The sequence below is a fragment of the Streptomyces sp. 2114.4 genome, assembly GCF_900187385.1.
Classification (GTDB): Bacteria; Actinomycetota; Actinomycetes; order Streptomycetales; family Streptomycetaceae; genus Streptomyces; species Streptomyces mooreae.
Window position 1 is genome coordinate 3,160,033 of the sequence record NZ_FYEY01000001.1, and the last position, 18,583, is coordinate 3,178,615.

General features: G+C 70.3%; 17 protein-coding genes. 11 read left to right on the forward strand and 6 right to left on the reverse strand.

Annotation, left to right across the window (positions count from 1 at the left end; genetic code table 11):
- Positions 1–250: 250 nt before the first annotated feature.
- The 6 genes from CFW40_RS13620 (at position 251) to CFW40_RS13645 (ending at position 5,897) form a co-directional block, all read left to right on the forward strand.
- Entirely contained in the window at positions 251–1,264 is a 1,014-nt protein-coding gene (locus tag CFW40_RS13620; protein WP_371127296.1) for an acyl-CoA desaturase, read from the forward strand.
- 22 nt (positions 1,265–1,286) lie between these two features.
- Complete coding sequence (locus tag CFW40_RS13625) at positions 1,287–1,973, forward strand: TetR/AcrR family transcriptional regulator (RefSeq protein WP_088798063.1); 687 nt, start codon at positions 1,287–1,289, stop codon at positions 1,971–1,973.
- 153 nt (positions 1,974–2,126) lie between these two features.
- The gene (locus CFW40_RS13630) at positions 2,127–2,765 is read left to right on the forward strand and encodes a hypothetical protein (protein WP_088798065.1); all 639 of its coding nucleotides are present in this window, start codon (positions 2,127–2,129) and stop codon (positions 2,763–2,765) included.
- Between the two features lie 262 nt (positions 2,766–3,027).
- The gene (locus CFW40_RS13635) at positions 3,028–3,318 is read left to right on the forward strand and encodes a WXG100 family type VII secretion target (protein WP_176956506.1); all 291 of its coding nucleotides are present in this window, start codon (positions 3,028–3,030) and stop codon (positions 3,316–3,318) included.
- A gap of 65 nt (positions 3,319–3,383) precedes the next feature.
- The gene (locus CFW40_RS13640; protein ID WP_256331482.1) at positions 3,384–4,610 is read left to right on the forward strand and encodes a putative T7SS-secreted protein; all 1,227 of its coding nucleotides are present in this window, start codon (positions 3,384–3,386) and stop codon (positions 4,608–4,610) included.
- Between the two features lie 147 nt (positions 4,611–4,757).
- A complete protein-coding gene (locus CFW40_RS13645; protein WP_088798067.1) occupies positions 4,758–5,897 on the forward strand; it encodes a hypothetical protein in 1,140 nt (379 codons plus the stop codon).
- Positions 5,898–6,330: 433 nt separating this feature from the next.
- Here CFW40_RS13645 and CFW40_RS13650 read toward each other — a convergent pair whose 3' ends face one another.
- Positions 6,331–7,155 carry a trans-aconitate 2-methyltransferase gene (locus CFW40_RS13650; RefSeq protein WP_088798069.1) on the reverse strand — a complete coding sequence of 275 codons (825 nt, stop codon included), beginning with the start codon at positions 7,153–7,155 and terminating at the stop codon, positions 6,331–6,333.
- A 165-nt stretch (positions 7,156–7,320) separates the two neighbouring features.
- On the opposite strand from CFW40_RS13650, the gene CFW40_RS13655 reads away from it, so the two are divergent.
- The 3 genes from CFW40_RS13655 (at position 7,321) to CFW40_RS13665 (ending at position 10,876) form a co-directional block, all read left to right on the forward strand.
- The gene (locus CFW40_RS13655) at positions 7,321–7,818 is read left to right on the forward strand and encodes a MarR family winged helix-turn-helix transcriptional regulator (protein WP_088798071.1); all 498 of its coding nucleotides are present in this window, start codon (positions 7,321–7,323) and stop codon (positions 7,816–7,818) included.
- Between the two features lie 158 nt (positions 7,819–7,976).
- Positions 7,977–8,771, forward strand: a complete 795-nt coding sequence (locus CFW40_RS13660) for an SDR family NAD(P)-dependent oxidoreductase (RefSeq protein WP_088798074.1) — start codon at positions 7,977–7,979, stop codon at positions 8,769–8,771.
- A gap of 83 nt (positions 8,772–8,854) precedes the next feature.
- The gene (locus CFW40_RS13665; protein ID WP_088798076.1) at positions 8,855–10,876 is read left to right on the forward strand and encodes a beta-galactosidase; all 2,022 of its coding nucleotides are present in this window, start codon (positions 8,855–8,857) and stop codon (positions 10,874–10,876) included.
- A gap of 157 nt (positions 10,877–11,033) precedes the next feature.
- Here CFW40_RS13665 and CFW40_RS13670 read toward each other — a convergent pair whose 3' ends face one another.
- The 4 genes from CFW40_RS13670 to galT all read right to left on the reverse strand — a co-directional run bounded on the left by CFW40_RS13670 (position 11,034) and on the right by galT (position 15,333).
- Positions 11,034–11,804, reverse strand: a complete 771-nt coding sequence (locus tag CFW40_RS13670; RefSeq protein WP_088798079.1) for a response regulator transcription factor — start codon at positions 11,802–11,804, stop codon at positions 11,034–11,036.
- A 270-nt stretch (positions 11,805–12,074) separates the two neighbouring features.
- Positions 12,075–13,271 carry a galactokinase gene (gene galK / locus CFW40_RS13675; protein WP_088798082.1) on the reverse strand — a complete coding sequence of 399 codons (1,197 nt, stop codon included), beginning with the start codon at positions 13,269–13,271 and terminating at the stop codon, positions 12,075–12,077.
- Positions 13,271–14,263, reverse strand: coding sequence for a UDP-glucose 4-epimerase GalE (galE, locus tag CFW40_RS13680; protein WP_088798084.1), 993 nt, complete (start codon positions 14,261–14,263; stop codon positions 13,271–13,273). Before galE ends, galK begins: the two co-directional genes overlap by 1 nt.
- Positions 14,260–15,333 carry a galactose-1-phosphate uridylyltransferase gene (gene galT, locus CFW40_RS13685; protein WP_088798087.1) on the reverse strand — a complete coding sequence of 358 codons (1,074 nt, stop codon included), beginning with the start codon at positions 15,331–15,333 and terminating at the stop codon, positions 14,260–14,262. Before galT ends, galE begins: the two co-directional genes overlap by 4 nt.
- Before the next feature lie 268 nt (positions 15,334–15,601).
- Here galT and CFW40_RS13690 point away from each other — a divergent pair, with 268 nt between their 5' ends.
- Together CFW40_RS13690 and CFW40_RS13695 are read left to right on the forward strand one after the other, a co-directional pair.
- Positions 15,602–17,272 carry a sodium:solute symporter family protein gene (locus CFW40_RS13690; RefSeq protein WP_088798089.1) on the forward strand — a complete coding sequence of 557 codons (1,671 nt, stop codon included), beginning with the start codon at positions 15,602–15,604 and terminating at the stop codon, positions 17,270–17,272.
- A gap of 30 nt (positions 17,273–17,302) precedes the next feature.
- The gene (locus tag CFW40_RS13695) at positions 17,303–17,611 is read left to right on the forward strand and encodes a hypothetical protein (protein ID WP_088798092.1); all 309 of its coding nucleotides are present in this window, start codon (positions 17,303–17,305) and stop codon (positions 17,609–17,611) included.
- Positions 17,612–17,650: 39 nt separating this feature from the next.
- Here CFW40_RS13695 and CFW40_RS13700 read toward each other — a convergent pair whose 3' ends face one another.
- The gene (locus CFW40_RS13700; RefSeq protein WP_256331481.1) at positions 17,651–18,409 is read right to left on the reverse strand and encodes a LuxR C-terminal-related transcriptional regulator; all 759 of its coding nucleotides are present in this window, start codon (positions 18,407–18,409) and stop codon (positions 17,651–17,653) included.
- Positions 18,410–18,583: the final 174 nt, after the last annotated feature.

An 18,583-nucleotide genomic window follows, 5' to 3' on the forward strand; every position in this document is an offset into this window, starting at 1 on the left:
GGTGCCGGCGGCGACGGGTGGGCAGGTCTGATGCGGGCGGGTTGCGGACCGCGCTGTCCGACGTCCCCAGGATAGGTCTGCCCAGCATCAGCAGATCACACCGTCCGCTGGGTGGGCAGATGCGTCACAGGGGGTAGGTGTGGCGCCTGTCACGGCCTTGCCCACGACGGTGGCACTGCCATACTTACGAGACCGTAGGTTACGGTTCCGTAGCCGTAGCCGTGCCCCCGAGCCCCCGACGAGGGACACCATGACCGCTGGTTCCGAAGCCGTTGAAGATCCCCCGATGCCTGCCGGTTCCTCCGCCGGCCCGGCCGCTGACGCCGCGGCGCCGTCCGCGACGCTGGGTGGCGAGCAGCGCAGGTCGGTCGAGCAGATCACGCTGCTGCTCTTCATCACCGTCCCGTTCGTGGCGCTGGTCGCCGCGGTCCCGCTGGCCTGGGGCTGGGGGGTGAGCTGGCTGGATCTGGGGCTGATGGTGGCGATGTACTACATCGGCTGCCACGGCATCACGATCGGCTTCCACCGCTACTTCACGCACGGTTCGTTCAAGGCGAAGCGGCCGCTGCGGATCGCGCTGGCGATCATGGGCTCGCTGGCGGTGGAGGGGCCGCTGGTGCGCTGGGTGGCGGATCACCGCAAGCACCACAAGTTCTCCGACGCCGAGGGCGACCCGCACTCCCCGTGGCGCTTCGGCGAGACGGTGCCGGCTCTGATGAAGGGCCTGTGGTGGGCGCACATCGGCTGGATGTTCGACGAGGAGCAGACCCCGCAGCAGAAGTACGCACCCGACCTGATCAGGGACGAGGCGATCCGTACGGTCTCCCGCCAGTTCGTCCTGTGGACGACGGTGTCGCTGCTGATCCCGCCGCTGGTGGGCGGTCTGGCGACCTGGTCCTGGCAGGGCGCGCTGACCGCGTTCTTCTGGGGCTCCCTGGTCCGCGTGGCGCTGCTGCACCACGTCACCTGGTCGATCAACTCCATCTGCCACGCGGTGGGCAAGCGCCCCTTCAAGTCCCGCGACCGGTCGGGCAACGTCTGGTGGCTGGCCGTCCTGTCCTGCGGTGAGTCCTGGCACAACCTGCACCACGCGGACCCCACCTGTGCCCGGCACGGGGTGATGAAGGGGCAGCTGGATTCCAGCGCCCGGCTGATCCGCTGGTTCGAGAAGGCGGGCTGGGCGTACGACGTCCGGTGGCCGGACGCGTCCCGTATCGATGCCCGACGCGCGGAGCCCGCCGCCGGGGGTACGTCCCGGCGGTAGACGGGGAAGGCATGATTGACGGGTGGCGATCGACAGCAGCAGCGCGAGCAACAGCAAGGGCAAGCCCTCCCCGGCCGCGGGCACGCGGCGGGCCCGCCGGGTCCGGATGACCGGTGCGGAGCGCCGGGAGCAGCTGCTGGACATCGGTCGCACGCTCTTTGCCGAGCGGGGCTACGAGGGCACCTCGGTGGAGGAGATCGCGGCGAAGGCCGGGGTCTCCAAGCCGGTGGTCTACGAGCACTTCGGCGGCAAGGAGGGCCTGTACGCAGTGGTCGTGGACCGCGAGATGCGGCAGCTGCTGGACATGGTGACCGGCGCACTGACCGCCGGCCACCCCCGCGAACTCCTCGAACAGGCGGCGTTCGCGCTGCTCGATTACATCGAGACCTTCACCGACGGCTTCCGCATCCTGGTCCGCGATTCCCCGGTGGCCCAGTCCACAGGCACGTTCGCCTCCCTCATCAGCGATATCGCCACCCAGGTCGAGGACATCCTGGGCCTGGAATTCAAGGCCCGCGGCTTTGACCCGAAGCTGGCCCCGCTCTACGCCCAGGCCCTGGTCGGCATGGTCGCGCTGACCGGCCAGTGGTGGGTGGACACCCGCAAGCCGAAGAAGGCCGAGGTGGCGGCCCATCTGGTGAACCTGGCCTGGCACGGCCTGGGCAACCTGGAGGCGAGGCCTCGGTTGATAGGGCATCGGAAGAACTGAGGGGCGGGGAGGGGGCGGGGGCTGTCGGGGGCTGGACCCTCGGGGGTGGCGCCTCACGGGCGGCCCGCCGGGTGATCGTTGTCTGACACACTGGTCGGCCGTCGTCATGTACCGCGTCTGTCGAGGCGATCCGGAACGGGAGCAACGAGCCGAATGTCCGAGATAACGTTCTGCCTTTCGCAGGAAGAATTTGCGCAGCAATTCACCGCACTTCCCGGACACGAGGCATGGGGGGCTCTCCAAACGGGAAATGGGCGGATTGCCGCCGAATCGCCCCTGGCCCGGGTTCACCGCCAGGGCGGCAGTGACGACCGCGCGCCGGCCTTCACCCTCACGGCGGGGACGGAGCCCTCCCACACCCTGTGCACCGTCGCCCCCGAGGCCGGCGCCACCGGATCGGGTACCGCTTACGCGGTGCATGACGGAACCGGCCACCTCATCGGCCGGATCGTCCACGCGCGTTCCCCGCTGGGGATTCGCCAGGCATGGCGCATCGAGGACACGGTCCAGCAGTGCAGCGCGGTCGCCTACAAGGGAAATATCCGTGGCTGGATCGCATACTGGGCGGTCTCGCCGTTCTGGGTCATTCTGGCGCTGATCCACCTTCTCAACGGCGACCTGCAGCCGGGCCGATCAGTGTGGCGCAAGCCCTACCGCGCCCGCTGGCGCATGCTCACCGGCGGCGGACCGAAGAAGGCCGCTCTCGACTTCAACACCGGCCGGTACCGCGCGGACCCCGGCCTGCTGAATGTGCATCTCCTCTATGCGCAGGCCGCGCTGTACGGCGCGTAACGCCGGGCCTGGACGCCGCTCTCCCTTTCACGGATCGCCGCCGCACAGTCCGCCCTCATCCGGGCATTCGATATCTAGCGACATATCCGGCATACCCCACAGTGTGTTTCTTCATGCATTTTTGTCATGCCACCCCGCTGCACATTCCCCCTCCTTTAACCCTGTACTTTCACCCTGTCGGGCGGTCACGGTACGGTAAGCAAAGGTGCCGATCAGGGATCGTCGCACCCAAGAAATAGCTGAGCGATGGGGGAATCGCGCCGTGGCGACAGACTTCAAAATAGATGTCGAGCGCATCCAGGCGATGCTCAAGAAGCTCGCGGATGCGGACGACCGCATGCGGGATGCGCAGCACCGGCTCAACAAGGTGGGCCCGAAGACTCTGGGCACCGATGGTCTCGACGATGCCTGTGACGAGTTCCAGGATCAGTGGGGTGACGGCATCAAGCGGATCGCGGGTGCCGCCAAGGAGATTCACGAGAAGCTCAAGCTGACGCTGGACGCCTATAAGGCAGGCGAAGAAGAGAACGCCAAGATGATGGGCAAGAAGTAACCACCGGCACAGCCTGATCGGCTCGACGCGCTGCCGAAGCAAAGATTGATCACACGGGGAGACGTATGTCCTGGCGCAGCATATTCATCGAAGACGACTCGGCCTGGCCCGGCGTCAAGTTCAATCCGGCCAAGGGAGATCTGGACCAGATCCAGGCACTCGCTTCGGATGTGAAGTCCGTCGGCGACCAGCTCGACGAACTCGACCATATGCTCAAGTCGATCGGCAAGAGCGACGGTGCGTGGGAAGGTGAAGCGGCGCAGAACTTCGCGAAGAAGCTCGGCGAACTGCCCAAGTACCTTCACCAGGGCAGCGAATCGATGCACGACTGCGCCAAGGCTCTGCGGGGCTGGCACACCCATCTGCAGGGGTTCCAGCACAAGGCCGAAAAGATCGAGACGGAGGCCGCGGCGACCCGCAAGGAAGTGACGGCCAATCGAGAGCACTACGACCGGCTGGCGGAGCGGTACAACAGCCTCAACCTGGCGACCGTGGATGCGGAGGACCCCGCGTTCAAGAAGCTCATCGCCGACATCGACACGGCCACGCACAAGGTCGACAGCTCCCAGGACAAGCTGGACGACCTCGTTCGCGACGCCGAGCGCATCTACGCCCAGTGGAAGGACCGCGCCGGCGAAGCCGAACGCGCGATCCTCAAGGCCTCGGAGAACCACCCGCCGGACCTCCACTGGTGGAACAAGGCGATCGACGGCCTGAAGGCCGGCTTCCGGGCCTTCACGGACTGGCTGGTGGACCACGCCGATCTGCTGTCCACCATCTCGTCGGGCCTGGCCGCGGCCGCGCTCGCCTGCGAGTTCATTCCGGTCGCCGGAACGGCGGTGGGTGCCGTGCTCGCCGGTGCCTCCGCGGTCTGCGCCGCCGGCGCGATGGCAGGCCACTGGATCGGCAACGCACGAGGCAACGGCACCCCGGGGTGGAAGATCGGGCTCGACGCGCTCGGGGTGATCCCGGGTGTCGGCGGTGTCGCGAAGTCCGCGTTCGCCGGCGCCAAAATCAGCACCCGCGCCGCGAGCATTGCCGGGGCCGGCGGACTGGGGAAGGTGGCCGCCGGGGCCCAGGGTCTGACGAGGGGCTACAAGCTCGGCGACAAGGTCTACGAGGGCGTGCGGTCCCCCCTCAGCCAGAAGGGGATCAACTTTCTCCTGAAGGGCAAATTCCCGGAGGGAAAGGTACCGACCGCCGTGGAGGCCGGAATCCAATTGCCCATCAAGGCGGGATCCTTCGTCCATGGTGCCGAAAAGCAGCTCTCCGGTCATTCGGGAGAAAAATAGCTCCGGGTCAGCACTGAACGCAGCAATGACATAGCGCTCGCGCGGCCGTAACGGGTCGCGCGACGCAGGGTCGACGCGAGCCCTTTTCCGGTTCGGCCGGCCGAGCGGCGCACCACCCGGCCGCGGGAACAGCGAAAGGATCGAACCATGTCGGATGACGCCGGGGACGCGACGGCGGGCGCGCCGTCGCCGCAGCAGAGAGCGTCCGGCCTGCGCATCGGCTGGATCATGCCCCCCTTCCTCCACGAGCTTCCCGTGAATGCCGTGGATGACGAAGCAGCGGCCGACCAGTTGTACACGCTGGTCACAGAACTCCTGCCAGACCACCCTCCGGAGTACCAGTACCGCTTCGCACTGGGCCTCTCGGCACAGTTGGAACCCATGGTGGCGGCGAATGTCATCTATGCCGGCCTCTGCCCGCTCGAAGTGGAGGGTCGGCCGAGTCTGTCGACCATCGTGGTGAGTCAGCTGGAGCACGACAGGGAGGACGAGGCCGAGCTGCTGCGCACGACGCGCGAGCTCCTGGAGCGGAAGTACCCGGATGACGACTGCCAGGCGGTGGAGTTGACGTGCGGACCCGCACTCACCCGCACCGGCACCTCCAGTTTCGTCATCAATGCGGAGTGGTCGGCATCCGGTAATGAGCAGCCGGTTGTCCTGACCCAGATGCAGGCCTATATCCCGCTGCCCGGTACCGCGGAAATGCTGGTCTTCGAACTCAGTTCGCAAGCGAGCGAGGACTGGGGTCTGCATGCCGAAGTCTTCGGCGAAATCCTCAACACCGTCGACTGGGGGACGGACCAGGAAGTTGAGGATTATCGCGCCATGCAGGGCGGGGGATCGGCCGGTGCGTCGGCCGTCGCCGAGCCGGATGAGTCCGTCAAAAAGGGCCTGTACTGGCACTCCAGCAGGCTGCTCGACGCCATAGCCTTGCGCGGGCGCATGGGCGGGCAGGAGCCCGTTGGCACCACCACCTGCCAGGATTGCTGGGCCAAGGGCCTACGCACACCGTGCATCGCCGCGCACCATTGGCATATCGATCTCCCGTCGGCCGACGATCTCCCCGGCGCCCTGTCACGGGTGACAGCGGCCTCGTCCACCAACGGCTGGGAATCAGAGACGACCGACGCCGGTAACACCGCACGCGGGTGGGAAATCAATACCGCCGGGGAGCGGGTGGGTCATTCGTTCACCGTTTCCATCGATATCTCTGCACGCAGAATCGCGGCCGAGGTGACCTCACCGTGCACCCGCGCCTCAGCCCCTGCCGATTCCCTGTTCGGCTGAGAGGAGCTGAGACCCCATCCCGTAGCCCTGCAATCGTGGAGCCGCGGGGCCGCCACCCAGGGTTCAGCGCCCCGCCGCCCCGAAACAACACGCCACCCCTGAAACCGGCCGCGCGGTCGAGTCGGGCGCCTGTTTTCCCCGTACCGCCCTGGCCTGGACGCGTCACCGCGCCGGCGGGCGGAAGGAGTTCCCGTTCGGTTTCGCCGACGGCTCCTGGGGGACGTTGATGGTCCCCCAGGACAAGGAATTCCTGGCGCTGTTTCCCGGAACGCTCACCCACAAGGATCCCATTCCGTAATCGTCCGCTCCGGCCCAGGGATTCCAGCCGGTTACCCATCACCGGGTCGGCCGGGTGGGAGAGGCAGGGCAAAGGGACGAGCCGGAGCACGCCCGGCAGTCCGGCAGTCCGGCAGTCCGGCAGTCCGGCGCAGTATCAGCCCACCACCGGTTTCCGGGCGACCGCGAAGATGCGGCGGAAGGGGAAGACCGTGCCGTGCGGGCCGGTGGGGTAGGCCTTGCGGAGGGCGTCGCGGTATTCGGCGAGGAAGGCCTCGCGGGCGGCCGGGTCGTGCTCCAGGGCGGTCAGGACGGGGCGCAGGGCGGTGCCCTTGACCCAGTCGAGGACCGGGTCATCGCCTTTCAGTAGCTGGACGTAGGTGGTTTCCCATACGTCGGTGGCACAGCCCAGATCGGTAAGGCGCTCCAGATAATCGGCCGGCTCGAGGATGTGGATGAAGCGGCGGCCGTGCAGGGTGAGCCGTTCGCGCCATTGGGGGGCGTCGCACAGCTCGCCGAGGAGGGCGTGGCTGGGCGAGGTGAAGTTGCCGGGGACCTGGAAGGCGAACGTGCCGCCGGGGGCGAGGGCATCGATCCAACGGCCGAAGGAATCCGGGTGGTTGGGGACCCACTGCAGTGCCGCGTTGGACACGATCAGGTCGTAGGTCTCCTCGGGGGCCCAGTCGGCGGCGTCGGCGGGGGCGAAGTCGAGGTGGCCGCCGTCCGCGGTGGGGCCGGCGTGGGCCTCGGCTTCCTTGAGCATCTCCGGGGAGTTGTCGTATCCGGTGATGTGGGCGTCGGGCCAGCGTGCGGCGAGCAGGGCGGTGACGTTTCCGGGGCCGCAGCCGAGGTCGGCGATGCGGGCGGGGCGGCCGCGCCGGGGCAGGTCGGGTATCCGGGCGAGAAGGTCGTGGAAGGGGCGGGTACGGTGCCCGGAGTGGCGGAGGTATTGCTGCGGATCCCAGATGGGTGCGTCGTGCATGATCGAAACCCCTTTGCCGATGCAGGGCTGATACAAGGCTGGCACGGTCGGATTCGGGCCGTCTCGGCTGGAAACCGAGCCCCCGCCGACGATGCCCCATAGTCCAGCGAAATATATCTCGACGTCAAGAGACTTCATGTCGACAGACCCTCTACACTGATCGTCATGGAGGACGAGGTCGATCGACTGGTCGCAGCATGGCGCCGCGAGCGCCCGGACCTCGACGTGGAACCACTTGAGGTCCTCAGCCGTGTCTCCAGGCTGGCCAGACACCTTGACCGGGCCCGCCGTATCGCCTTTTCCGAGGTGGGCCTGGAGCCCTGGGAATTCGACGTACTCACCGCGCTGCGGCGCGCCGGCGCGCCGTATCAGCTCTCCCCCGGGGCGCTGCTGACCCAGACCCTGGTCACCTCGGGGACGATGACCAACCGCATCGACCGGCTCGCCAAGAAGAACCTGGTCGAGCGCCTGCCCGACCCGAGCGACCGGCGCGGAGTGCTGGTCAGGCTGACGGCCGAGGGCCGCGACAAGGCCGACCAGTCGCTGGCCGGACTGCTGATACAGGAGCGTGCGATCCTCGCCGAGCTCTCCCGCCAGCAGCGCGGCGAACTCGCCGGTCTGCTGCGGCGGTTGACCGGACCGTTCGACAACATTCCGGGGTAGGGGCGGGGCCCGGGTGCACGGAGCCCGGCGCACACCGCGTTTTTTGGTGGCGCGCATGCGATTTACGTGCGCCCCCTGAATCTGCACGCGCCCCTCTGCTCCCCCTCTCCTCCCCCGTCCCCTTGCCCGCCGCTCGTCCCGTGGGCTTGGATCGCGCCATGAGCCAGCAGCGCGCATCGCACCCGGCGAACGGCCCGTACGGCAAGCGGTTCGAGGGCCGTACGGTCCTGGTAACCGGTGCCGCCGCCGGGATCGGGGCGGCCACCGCCGACCGGCTGGCGGCCGAGGGGGCCGGCGTGCTGCTGCTGGACATCGACGACGCGCGTGGCGAACACACCGCGCGGCGGATCCGGGCGGGCGGCGGCCAAGCCTCGTACGAGCACTGCGACGTGGCGGACGAGGGCGACTGGCGGCGGGCGGTCGAGGCGGCGCGGCGGCGCTACGGGCCGGTGGACGGGCTGGTCAGCAACGCCTTCCTGCCGTATGTGGCGTCCGCGGGACACACCCCGCTCACGGACTGGGACCGGCAGCTCGCGGTCAACCTCACCGGCTCCTTCCTCGGCGTGCGCGCCGCCCTGGAGGATCTGCGGACGCGCCATGGCACGGTGGTGCTGACCTCGTCGGTACATGCGCTGATCGGGCTGCCGGGGCGGCCCGCGTACGCCGCGGCCAAGGCCGGGCTGACCGGGCTGGGGCGTCAACTGGCCGTCGAATACGGGCCGGAGGTCCGGGTCAACAGCGTGCTGCCGGGGCCCGTACTGACGGCGGCCTGGGACGGTATCGGCGAGGAGGAGCGGCGGGCCAGCGCCGCGCAGACGGCGGCGCGGCGGCTGGGGCGGCCCGAGGAGGTCGCGGCCGCCATCGCCTTCCTGCTCTCCCCCGAGGCGTCCTTCGTCACGGGTGCGAGCCTCGTCGTCGACGGGGGCTGGAGCGTGTACAAGAACTCGTCGTGAGCCGGTTTTGGTGACGGCGGGGCCGCGGCGCCCCATTCGGGCGCCGCCCCGTAGGGGGATCCGTTCGATCCGTAGGGGGATCCGTGGGCATCCATTTCGGCGGCGACTACAACCCCGAGCAGTGGCCCGAGGAGGTGTGGGCCGAGGATCTGGAGCTGATGAAGGCGGCCCGCGTCACCATGGTCACCGCCGGGATCTTCTCCTGGGCCCGGGTCGAACCCCGGCCCGGGGCCTGGGACTTCGGCTGGTTCGACCGTGTCATGGACGGGCTGGCGGGCGCCGGGATCGCCGTCTGCCTGGCCACCATGACCGCCTCGCCCCCGCCGTGGCTCTCCCACGCACACCCCGAGATCCTGCCCGAGGACGCCGACGGGCGGCGCCGCTGGCCCGGCGGGCGGCAGCACTACTGCCCCTCCAGCCCCGTCTACCGGGCACACGCCCTGCGCCTGGTCGAACAGCTCGCCGCCCGCTACGCCGGCCACCCGGCGCTGGCCATGTGGCACGTCGGCAACGAATACGGGTGCCACACCCGCCAGTGCTACTGCGAGGTGTCGGCCGACAGCTTCCGGCACTGGCTGCGCGCACGCTACGGGGACATCGACGCACTCAACGCCGCCTGGTCGACGGCCTTCTGGTCGCAGGCGTACGGCGACTTCGACGAGGTGCTGCCGCCGCGCACCGCGCCCACCTTCCCCAACCCCGCCCAGCAGCTGGACTACCTGCGTTTCGGCGACGCGGCCCTGCGCGCCTGCTATCTGGCCGAAAAGGCGGTGCTGGAGCGCCTGACCCCCCGGATTCCGGTCACCACCAATCTGATGCCGCAGCACAAGCCCGTCGACGCGTTCGCGTGGTCCGCGCACATGGACGCGATGGCGCTGGACTTCTACCAGGACCCGTACGCGCCCGACGACCACATCCGGGCCGGCTATGTCTTCGACCTGATGCGCTCGGCGCGCTCCGGGCAGCCCTGGATGCTGCTGGAGCAGGCACCGGGCGCGGTCAACTGGCGCCCCCGCAACGGCCCCAAGCCGCCCGGCGCGATGCGGCTGTGGAGCTGGCAGGCCGTCGCGCAGGGCGCCGACGCGGTGCTGTACTTCCAGTGGCGGCAGTCGCTGGGCGGTGCGGAGAAGTTCCACTCGGCGATGCTGCCGCACGGCGGAACCGGCACCCGTATCTTCCGCGAAGTGGCGGATCTGGGGCGGGAGCTGGCGTCGCTGCCCGGCATCGAGGGAACCCGGTCGCGGGCCGCGGTGGCGCTGCTGGCCGACTGGCACAGCTGGTGGGCGCTGGAGCTGGACTCCAAGCCGTCGACCGCGCTGGACCACTCCCGGATCGCGCTGGATCACTACCGGCCGCTGTTCGAGGCGGGCGTGGCCTGCGATGTGGTCCCGCCGCAGCGCGACCTGTCCGGCTACCGGCTGGTCGTGGCGCCCAATCTGTATCTGCTCACCGCGGACGACGCCGCGCGGCTGACCGCCTATGTGCGCGACGGCGGACACCTGCTGGTGTCGTTCTTCTCCGGGATCGTCGACGCGCACGACCGGGTGCATCCCGGCGGATATCCGGGGGCGCTGCGGGAGCTGCTGGGGCTGCGGGTGGAGGAGTTCTGGCCGCTGGACGAGGGCAGGCGGGTGAGCGTAGGCGGGGCGTACACGGGTCGGGCGGATCTGTGGTCGGAGGTCATCGACCTCGAAGGGGCCGAGGCGGTCGCCCGCTTCACGGACGGGGACCTCGCCGGGCGGCCCGCGGTGACCCGGCACGCCTACGGACGGGGCATGGTCTGGTACGTGGGCACCCGGCTCGACGCGGCGCCGATGCGGGCCCTGCTGGACGACGTACGGGCGGCGGCCGGGGTCACACCCGTACTGTCGGGGCTGCCGGAGGGCGTCCAGGCCGCCGTCCGCGAGGGCACCGGCGGGCGGTATCTGTTCCTGCTCAACCACGGGACCGAGGCCGTGGAGGCGGTGCTGCCGGGGCCGATGCGGGAGGCGCTGGCGGCGGTGGACGGGGCGGGCGAGGGCGCGGGCGGGGCCGGTCCCGGGGCCGTCGACCGGGTCGTGCTGGGGCCTCGGGGCGTGGCCGTATTGACCGAGCCCGGCGCGTAAGGCGGCGCGCGGCGCGGCGGTCCTGCGCGCGGGCGGCGGTCCTGCGCGGGCGGCGGTCCTACGCTCCCGCGCGACGCGCCCGCGGGGCCTCAAGGTCCGCGCACCCCCTCGCCGGCCCGCTCCCTGCGCCCCACGAGGCACCAGGGCCCTCAGCCCCTCACGGCACCGGCACCGACGCGGCCGCGGCCGCCGCCTCCAGTTCGACCGGGCCGACCCCGGCCCGGCGGGCCAGCGCGACGGCCGCGAGGGTGGAGTGCACCCCGAGCTTGCCGAGCACGTTCTGCATATGGGTACGGACCGTGTGCGGCGAGAGGAACAGGCGCTCGGCGACCGCCTTGCGGCCCAGGCCCGCCACCATGCAGCGCAGCACCTCGCGCTCGCGCGGGGTCAGCGACTCCACCAGCCGTTCGCTCTCGGAGCGGTGCTTGCGGGCCGCCGTCAACTCCCGCAGCACACCGGTCAGCAGCGCGGGCGGCAGATGCGTCTCATCGCGGAGCACACCGCGGATGACGGCGAGCAGCCGGGAGAGCGAGCAGTCCTTGGCGACCCAGCCGGAGGCGCCGGCCTGCAGCGCGGCGGCCGCACGGCGCGGGTCGTCGCGGTCGGCGAGGACGACGGTGCGCAGATACGGATGGCTGGTGCGCAGGCCGGAGACCAGCGCGATGCCGTCCCGCGGCACGGCGCGCGGCACCGCGTCGCGCGACGCTCCCTGGGCGGGCACCGCGAGCAGCGGCGCGGCGAGGTCCGCGTCGGCGAGCAGCACGTCGAACCGGCGGCCGTCGGTGACCGCCCGGTCCAGATTGCGCAGCGCCACGGGGGCGCTGCCCGCGGCCGCTACGTCCACGTCCTGTTCCGCGGCGAGCGCGGCCGCCAGGGATTCGGCGAAGATGCGGTGGTCGTCGACCACCAGAACCCGGATGCGTTGCACAGAGACCCCCTGTCTCGGTGAACGGACCATAGCGGGCACGGCGCCCGGATTGAAGATCGCCTCAGCCGCACGGCCGCCGCCGTGCCGACATGACTACCCCACCCCGGGCGCCGTACCCGAACGGTCTCGCCCCCTGATCGGCACCGGCCCCCACCGGTGCAGGCTCCCAGCGTACGGACGGGTTGCGGCAAGGGAAGGTGATTGACGAAACTGCCCCTCCACCCGGGCCGTTCGGCGGCCGCCCGGTGGCCGCGCGCCGCCCGGCACGCCCTACTCGACGCGGTGCGCTCCCGCGCTCGGGACCGCTTCGAAGATCCGCGGGACGGCATGGCCGGCCGCCGCGAAGGCCTCGCTGACCGCCGCGCCGACGGCGGGGGCGTCGGCCTCCTCGACGAGCACGATCGCCGAGCCGCCGAAGCCGCCGCCGGTCATCCGGGCACCGAGGGCGCCCGCCGCGTTGGCGGTGTCGACGGCGAGGTCGAGTTCCCGGCAGGAGATCTTGAAGTCGTCGCGCAGCGAGGCGTGGCCGGCCGTCAGCAGCGGGCCGATGGCGCGGGTGCGGCCCGTGTCGAGCAGCGCGACGACCTCTTCGACCCGGTGGTTCTCGGTGACGATGTGCCGGACCAGGGCCCGGGTGACGGGGTCGTCGGCCAGCCCGGCCAGGGCCTCGGACAGATGCGCGTACGGCACATCGCGCAGGGCTCGCACGCCGAGCGCCCGCGCGCCACGCTCACAACCAGCGCGCCGCTCCGCGTATGCGCCGTCCCCCAGTTCGTGCTTCACCCGGGTGTCCACGACGAGCAGCCGCAGCCCCTCCCCCGCCAGGTCGAACGGGATCTGACGGCGGGTGAGTTCGCGGGTGTCGAGGAAGAGGGCATGGCCCTCGGTGCAGCAGGCCGCGGCGGTCTGGTCCATGATCCCGCAGGGCACCCCGACGAAGGCGTTCTCGGCCCGCTGGGCGAGCCGGGCCAGTTGCTGCGGCTCCTGGCCGAGCGCGTACAGGTCGTTGAGAGCGACCGCGGTGACGACCTCCAGGGCGGCGGAGGAGGAGAGTCCGGCGCCGGTGGGCACCGTGCTGTCGTAGTGCAGGTCCGCGCCGCCGACCGGCAGGCCGGCCTCCCGCATCGCCCAGACGACGCCGGCCGGGTAGGCGGCCCAGCCCGCCTGGGGCGCCGGCCGCAGCGCGTCGATGCGCAGTTCGACGATGCCGCCGTCGGCGCCGCCGGAGTGCAGCCGCAGCACCCCGTCGGTGCGGGCCGAGGCGGCGGCGAGGGTGGTGTGCGGGAGGGCGAGCGGCATCACGAAGCCGTCGTTGTAATCGGTGTGTTCACCGATCAGGTTGACCCGGCCGGGCGCCGCCCAGGTACCCGTGGGGGCGGCGCCGTACACCGCGGCGAATGCCGCCGCGGTGTGCTGAGCGCCGTGCGGGCGCCCGGTGGTCGGGGTGGCGGCTCCGTGAGCGGTCATCAGGTTCCCTGTGGTGAGTTGTGGTGGTTTTCCCGGTCGAGGTGCTGGGCGAACTGCCAGGCGTCGGTGACGATTCCGGCGAGGTCGGCGCGGCTGGGGCGCCAGCCGAGGCGGTCGATGGCGGCCTGGGCGGAGGCCACCAGCACGGCGGGGTCGCCGCCGCGGCGCGGGGCGGCGATCTCGGGGATGGGGTGCCCGGTGACCTTGCGGACGGTCTCGATGACCTCGCGGACGGAGAAGCCGTTGCCGTTGCCGAGGTTGCAGATCAGGTGCTCGCCGGGGCGGGCCGCTTCGAGGGCGAGGAGGTGGGCCTCGGCGAGGTCGGCGACGTGGATGTAGTCGCGTACGCAGGTGCCGTCGGGGGTGGGGTAGTCGTCACCGAAGACGGAGATCGCCTCGCGCTTGCCCTGGGCGACCTGGAGGATGAGCGGGATGAGGTGCGACTCGGGGTCGTGGCGCTCGCCGCAGCTGCCGTAGGCGCCGGCGACGTTGAAGTAGCGCAGCGAGACCGCGGCCAGGCCGTGGGCCGCCGCCTCCCCGCTGATCATGTGGTCGACGGCGAGCTTGCTGGCGCCGTACGGGCTGGTGGGGGCGGTCTCGGCGGACTCGGTGATCGGGGTGGAGGCCGGCTCGCCGTAGGTGGCCGCGGTGGAGGAGAAGACGAGGGTGCGGACCCCGGCCTCGCGCATCGCGGCGAGCAGGTCCATGGTGCCGCCGACGTTGTTGCGCCAGTACTTCTCCGGATCCACCACGGACTCGCCGACCTGGGAGAAGGCGGCGAAGTGCAGCACCGCGTCGTAGGAGGGGTCGAGCCACGTCGCGGCGTCCTGGATGCGGCCCTCGATGAAGCGGGCACCGGCGGGGATGCCCTCGCGGTGGCCGGTGGACAGGTCGTCCAGCACGGTCACCTCGTGACCGGCCTGCAGCAGGTGCGCCGCAACGACGCTTCCGACGTATCCCGCACCGCCTGTGACCAGGTACTTCTTGCTCACTTGCTCGCTACCTCTCGCAGTCGCTCGGCCGCGGCCTCCGGCGGCACATCATTGATGAACACATTCATGCCGGATTCGGAACCCGCGAGAAACTTCAGCTTGCCGGAAGTGCGGCGGATGGTGAAAAGCTCGAGGTGGAGTGCGAAGTCCTCCCGGTTGCCGGCGCGCAGCGGCGCCTGGTGCCAGGCGGCGATGTACGGCGTGCGGGCGGCGCCGGCCGCCCGGGGCCCCGGGCCCGTCCCCGTGTCGAAGATCCGGTCGAAGCGCCGCAAGACTTCCAGGTAGACCTGTGGGAACTCGGTGCGCGCGGCGTCGTCGAGGGCGAGCAGGTCTGGCACCCGGCGCTTGGGGTAGAGGTGCACCTCGTAGGGCCAGTGGGCGGCGTACGGGACGAACGCCACCCAGTGCTCGCCGTCGAGGACGATCCGGCGGCCGTCGGCGAGCTCTCCCGCGACCACCTCGTCGAAGAGGTTGCCGCCGGCGGTGGCCGTGCGGTGCGCGGCCAGCGAGGTGAGCATGCGCGCGGTGCGCGGGGTGACGAAGGGGTACGCGTAGATCTGGCCGTGCGGGTGGCCGAGGGTGACGCCGATCTCGGCGCCGCGGTTCTCGAAGCAGAAGACCTGCTCCACGCCGGGGAGCTGGGAGAGCTCCGCGGTGCGGTCGGTCCACGCCTCCAGGACCAGGGCGGCCTGCTCCTCGGTGAGGTCCGCGAAGGAGGCGTCGTGGTCGGGGGTGAAGCAGACGACCTCGCAGCGGCCGCTGTCGCCGGCGAGGGACGGGAAGCGGTTCTCGAAGACGGCGACGTCGTAGTCAGTGGCGGGGATCTCGGAGAAGCGGCCCTCGCGGGAGGGACACAGCGGGCACTCGTCGGCCGGGGGGTGGTAGGTGCGGGCCTGGCGGTGCGAGGCGATGGCGACGTCGTCGCCGAGGAGCCGGTCGTGACGGATCTCGGAGGCGGTGGCCACCGGGTCGAGGGGACGCCGGTCGACGGCATCGCGTACGACGTCGTCACGCACGTCGTAGTAGATGAGCTCCCTGCCGTCCGCCAGCCGGGTCGACGTCTTCTTCACGGGCGCTCCTCACCCTCTGACCAAACACAAACAAACACAATGAAGCACAACTAAACAGTGGCGTCAACGTAGGGACTGCGGGTGAATCCGGGGTGAAGTCGGGCCGAACATTCCCGGCATACCGACCACCCCGATCACGAAAGCGCAACTGAACCAAACAAAAGTATTCAGTTTCCCGAGGACCGCGCGTAGCTTTTTGTGCGTTCCGATCGCACACAAAGATGTGTCCCCCGGGGGCCGCGCTCCCGACCCGCGAAATGAGTCGCCCATGATCACCCTGGCCGAGGGGCTACGGCTCCCCACCAACGGGCTCGATTACACGATCCTGGCCATCTACTTCGTCGTCGTCCTCGGTATCGGATTCGCGGCCAAACGCAGCGTGAAGACGAGCCTGGACTTCTTCCTCTCCGGGCGGTCGCTGCCTGCCTGGGTCACCGGCCTCGCCTTCGTCGCCGCCAACCTCGGCGCCACCGAGATCCTCGGCATGGCCGCCAACGGTGCGCAGTACGGGGCCTACACCGTGCACTGGTACTGGATCGGCGCCATCCCGGCGATGGTCTTCCTGGGCCTGGTGATGATGCCGTTCTACTACGGCTCCAAGGTCCGCTCGGTGCCCGAATTCCTGCTGCACCGCTTCGGGCCCTCCTCGCACCTGCTCAGCTCGGTCATCTTCGCCGTCTCGTCCGTACTGATCGCCGGCGTGAACCTCTACGCCATGGCGATCGTGCTGCAGGCGCTGCTCGGCTGGCCGCAGTGGGTCGCGATCGTCGTCGCCGGCTTCTTCGTCCTGGCGTACATCACCATCGGCGGCCTGTCCTCGGCGATCTACAACGAGGTGCTGCAGTTCTTCGTCATCCTGGCCGCGCTGATCCCGCTGACCGTCGTCGGCCTCAAGCGCGTCGGCGGCTGGGACGGCCTGACCGACTCGCTGACCTCGTCACACGGCGACGCGTTCCTGACCGCCTGGAAGGGCACCGGCATCGGCGAGGCCAACCCGCTCGGCGCGAACTGGCTCACCATCGTCCTCGGCCTCGGCTTCGTGATGAGCTTCGGCTACTGGACGACCAACTTCGCCGAGGTGCAGCGCGCGCTGTCCGCGAAGAACCTCTCCGCCGCCAAGCGCACCCCGCTGATCGCCGCCTTCCCCAAGATATTCATCCCGCTGGTGGTGGTCGTCCCCGGTCTGATCGCGCTGGTCATGGAGCCGACGCTGGGCAAGTCCAAGGACGGGCTGCAGTACAACGACGCGATCCCGGTGCTGATGCGGGACCTGCTGCCCAACGGCGTGCTGGGCATCGCGGTGACCGGTCTGCTGGCGGCGTTCATGGCGGGCATGGCCGCCAACGTCTCGTCCTTCAACACGGTCTTCACCAACGACATCTGGGCGGCGTACCTCAAGAAGGGCCGCGAGGACCGCTACTACCTGAAGACCGGACGCGTGGTCACCGCGGTCGGCGTGCTGATCGGCATGGGCACGGCCTTCATCGCCTCGTCCTTCAGCAACATCATGAACTACCTCCAGACGCTGTTCTCCTTCTTCAACGTGCCGCTGTTCGTCGTCTTCATCATCGGCATGTTCTGGAAGCGGACCAGCGCAGCGGCCGGCTTCTGGGGCCTGCTGTCCGGCACGGTCGCCGCGATGGTCAACTACTTCGGGCTCTACAAGCAGGGCATCATCGCGATCCCCTCCGAGCAGGGCGCCAACTTCGTCTCCTCGATCGTGGCGTTCGTCGTCGGCGCGCTGGTGATGGTGCTCGTCACCCTGGTCACCAAGCCCAAGCCGGCCGAGTCCCTGGCGGGCCTGGTCTACGGCTCCCGGTCTCCCGGCATGGAAGAACTGCCGGCCGAGGGCGACGACGCGTGGTACCGCAAGCCGGCCCTGCTGGGCTGGGGCGCGCTCGTCCTCGCCGCCGTCTGCTACATCCCGTTCTCCTTCTGAACCTGCCTGAACCAGCGGAGTTGACGCACCATGAGTGACTACCAGCACGAGGTCGAGGAGCTGGAGCGCGAGTCGGCGACCGCCGCGCGGCTCTTCGACGTACGGCGCATCATCGGCGGCCTGTTCGTCGTCTACGGGGTGATCGTCACCATCGCCGGCCTGACGGCCTCGGACGCCGACCTCAAGAAGGCCCAGAACATCAACATCAACCTGTGGACGGGCGTGGGCATGCTCGCCCTCGGCCTCTTCTTCCTCATCTGGCTGAAGCTGCGGCCGGCCCTGCCGCCGACGGCGGAGGAATTGCAGGCGGGGAGGGAAGAAGGGTCCGCGGCGGGCTGAACGGGCGTGGTTACTGCGGGCGCGGGGCCGGATCGTCGGTTACTGCGGGGGCGGGGCCGGATCGTCCCGATCCGCCCCCGCCGTGTCACCCTCCCCCGCCCTCGTCCCCACCGCCGCGGCGGGCGCCGCACGCCCGCCCGCCGCCCGGTCCAGCAGCCCGGTGCGCGCCGCCAGGGCCGCGGCCTCCAGCCGTGACCCCACCTCCAGCTTCATCAGCACCCGCTGGACATGCGTACGCGCCGTACTCGGCGCGATGTCCATCCCCGCCGCGATCAGCCGCGTGTCCTCGCCGTCCGCGACCCGCATCAAGACCTCGACCTCGCGCGGGGTGAGCAATTCCAGCAGCCGCGCCCCCTCGTCGTCCGGCTGCGCCGCGGGATGCAGCAACTCCTCGAAGGCCTGCTGCAACAACTGCGGCGCCACCGCCGCCTCCCCCGCCCGCGCCTTCATCATGGCGCGCTCCACGCCTTCGATCCGCTCGTCGTTACGGACATAACCAGAGGCACCGGCGGCAAAAGCGGCGGCGATCCCGCGCGGACTGGGCACCGGCCCCAGCACCACCACCGCGACCTGCGGCCGCTCCCTCTTGATCCGCACGACCGGGTCGAAGGCGCCGGGACGGGCCGGTGCGGCGGTCCCCAGCAGGCACACCTCGGGCGCCCGGCTCACCACCAGCTCCGCGGCCCCGGCGCTCGGCGCGGCCGCCGCCAGGACGCGGTGCCCGCGCAGCTTCAGCGCCGAGGCCAGCGCCTCCGCGAGCAGACGGTGATCGTCCACCACCATGAGCCGCACGCCCATCGAGCAACCCCCTCCACCCCGGCGGGCCCCGGCGCGACCCCTGCCGGGCCGCTCGTCCCCGGGAAGCTACACGCTCGACTGCCCTCACGCGCCCCCTACCGGGAAGAAGCCCCCGGAATGCTGGAATCCCGGCCAATCTGGGCTGGTTGCTGCTGTTGGGGGGCGTGGGCGGGC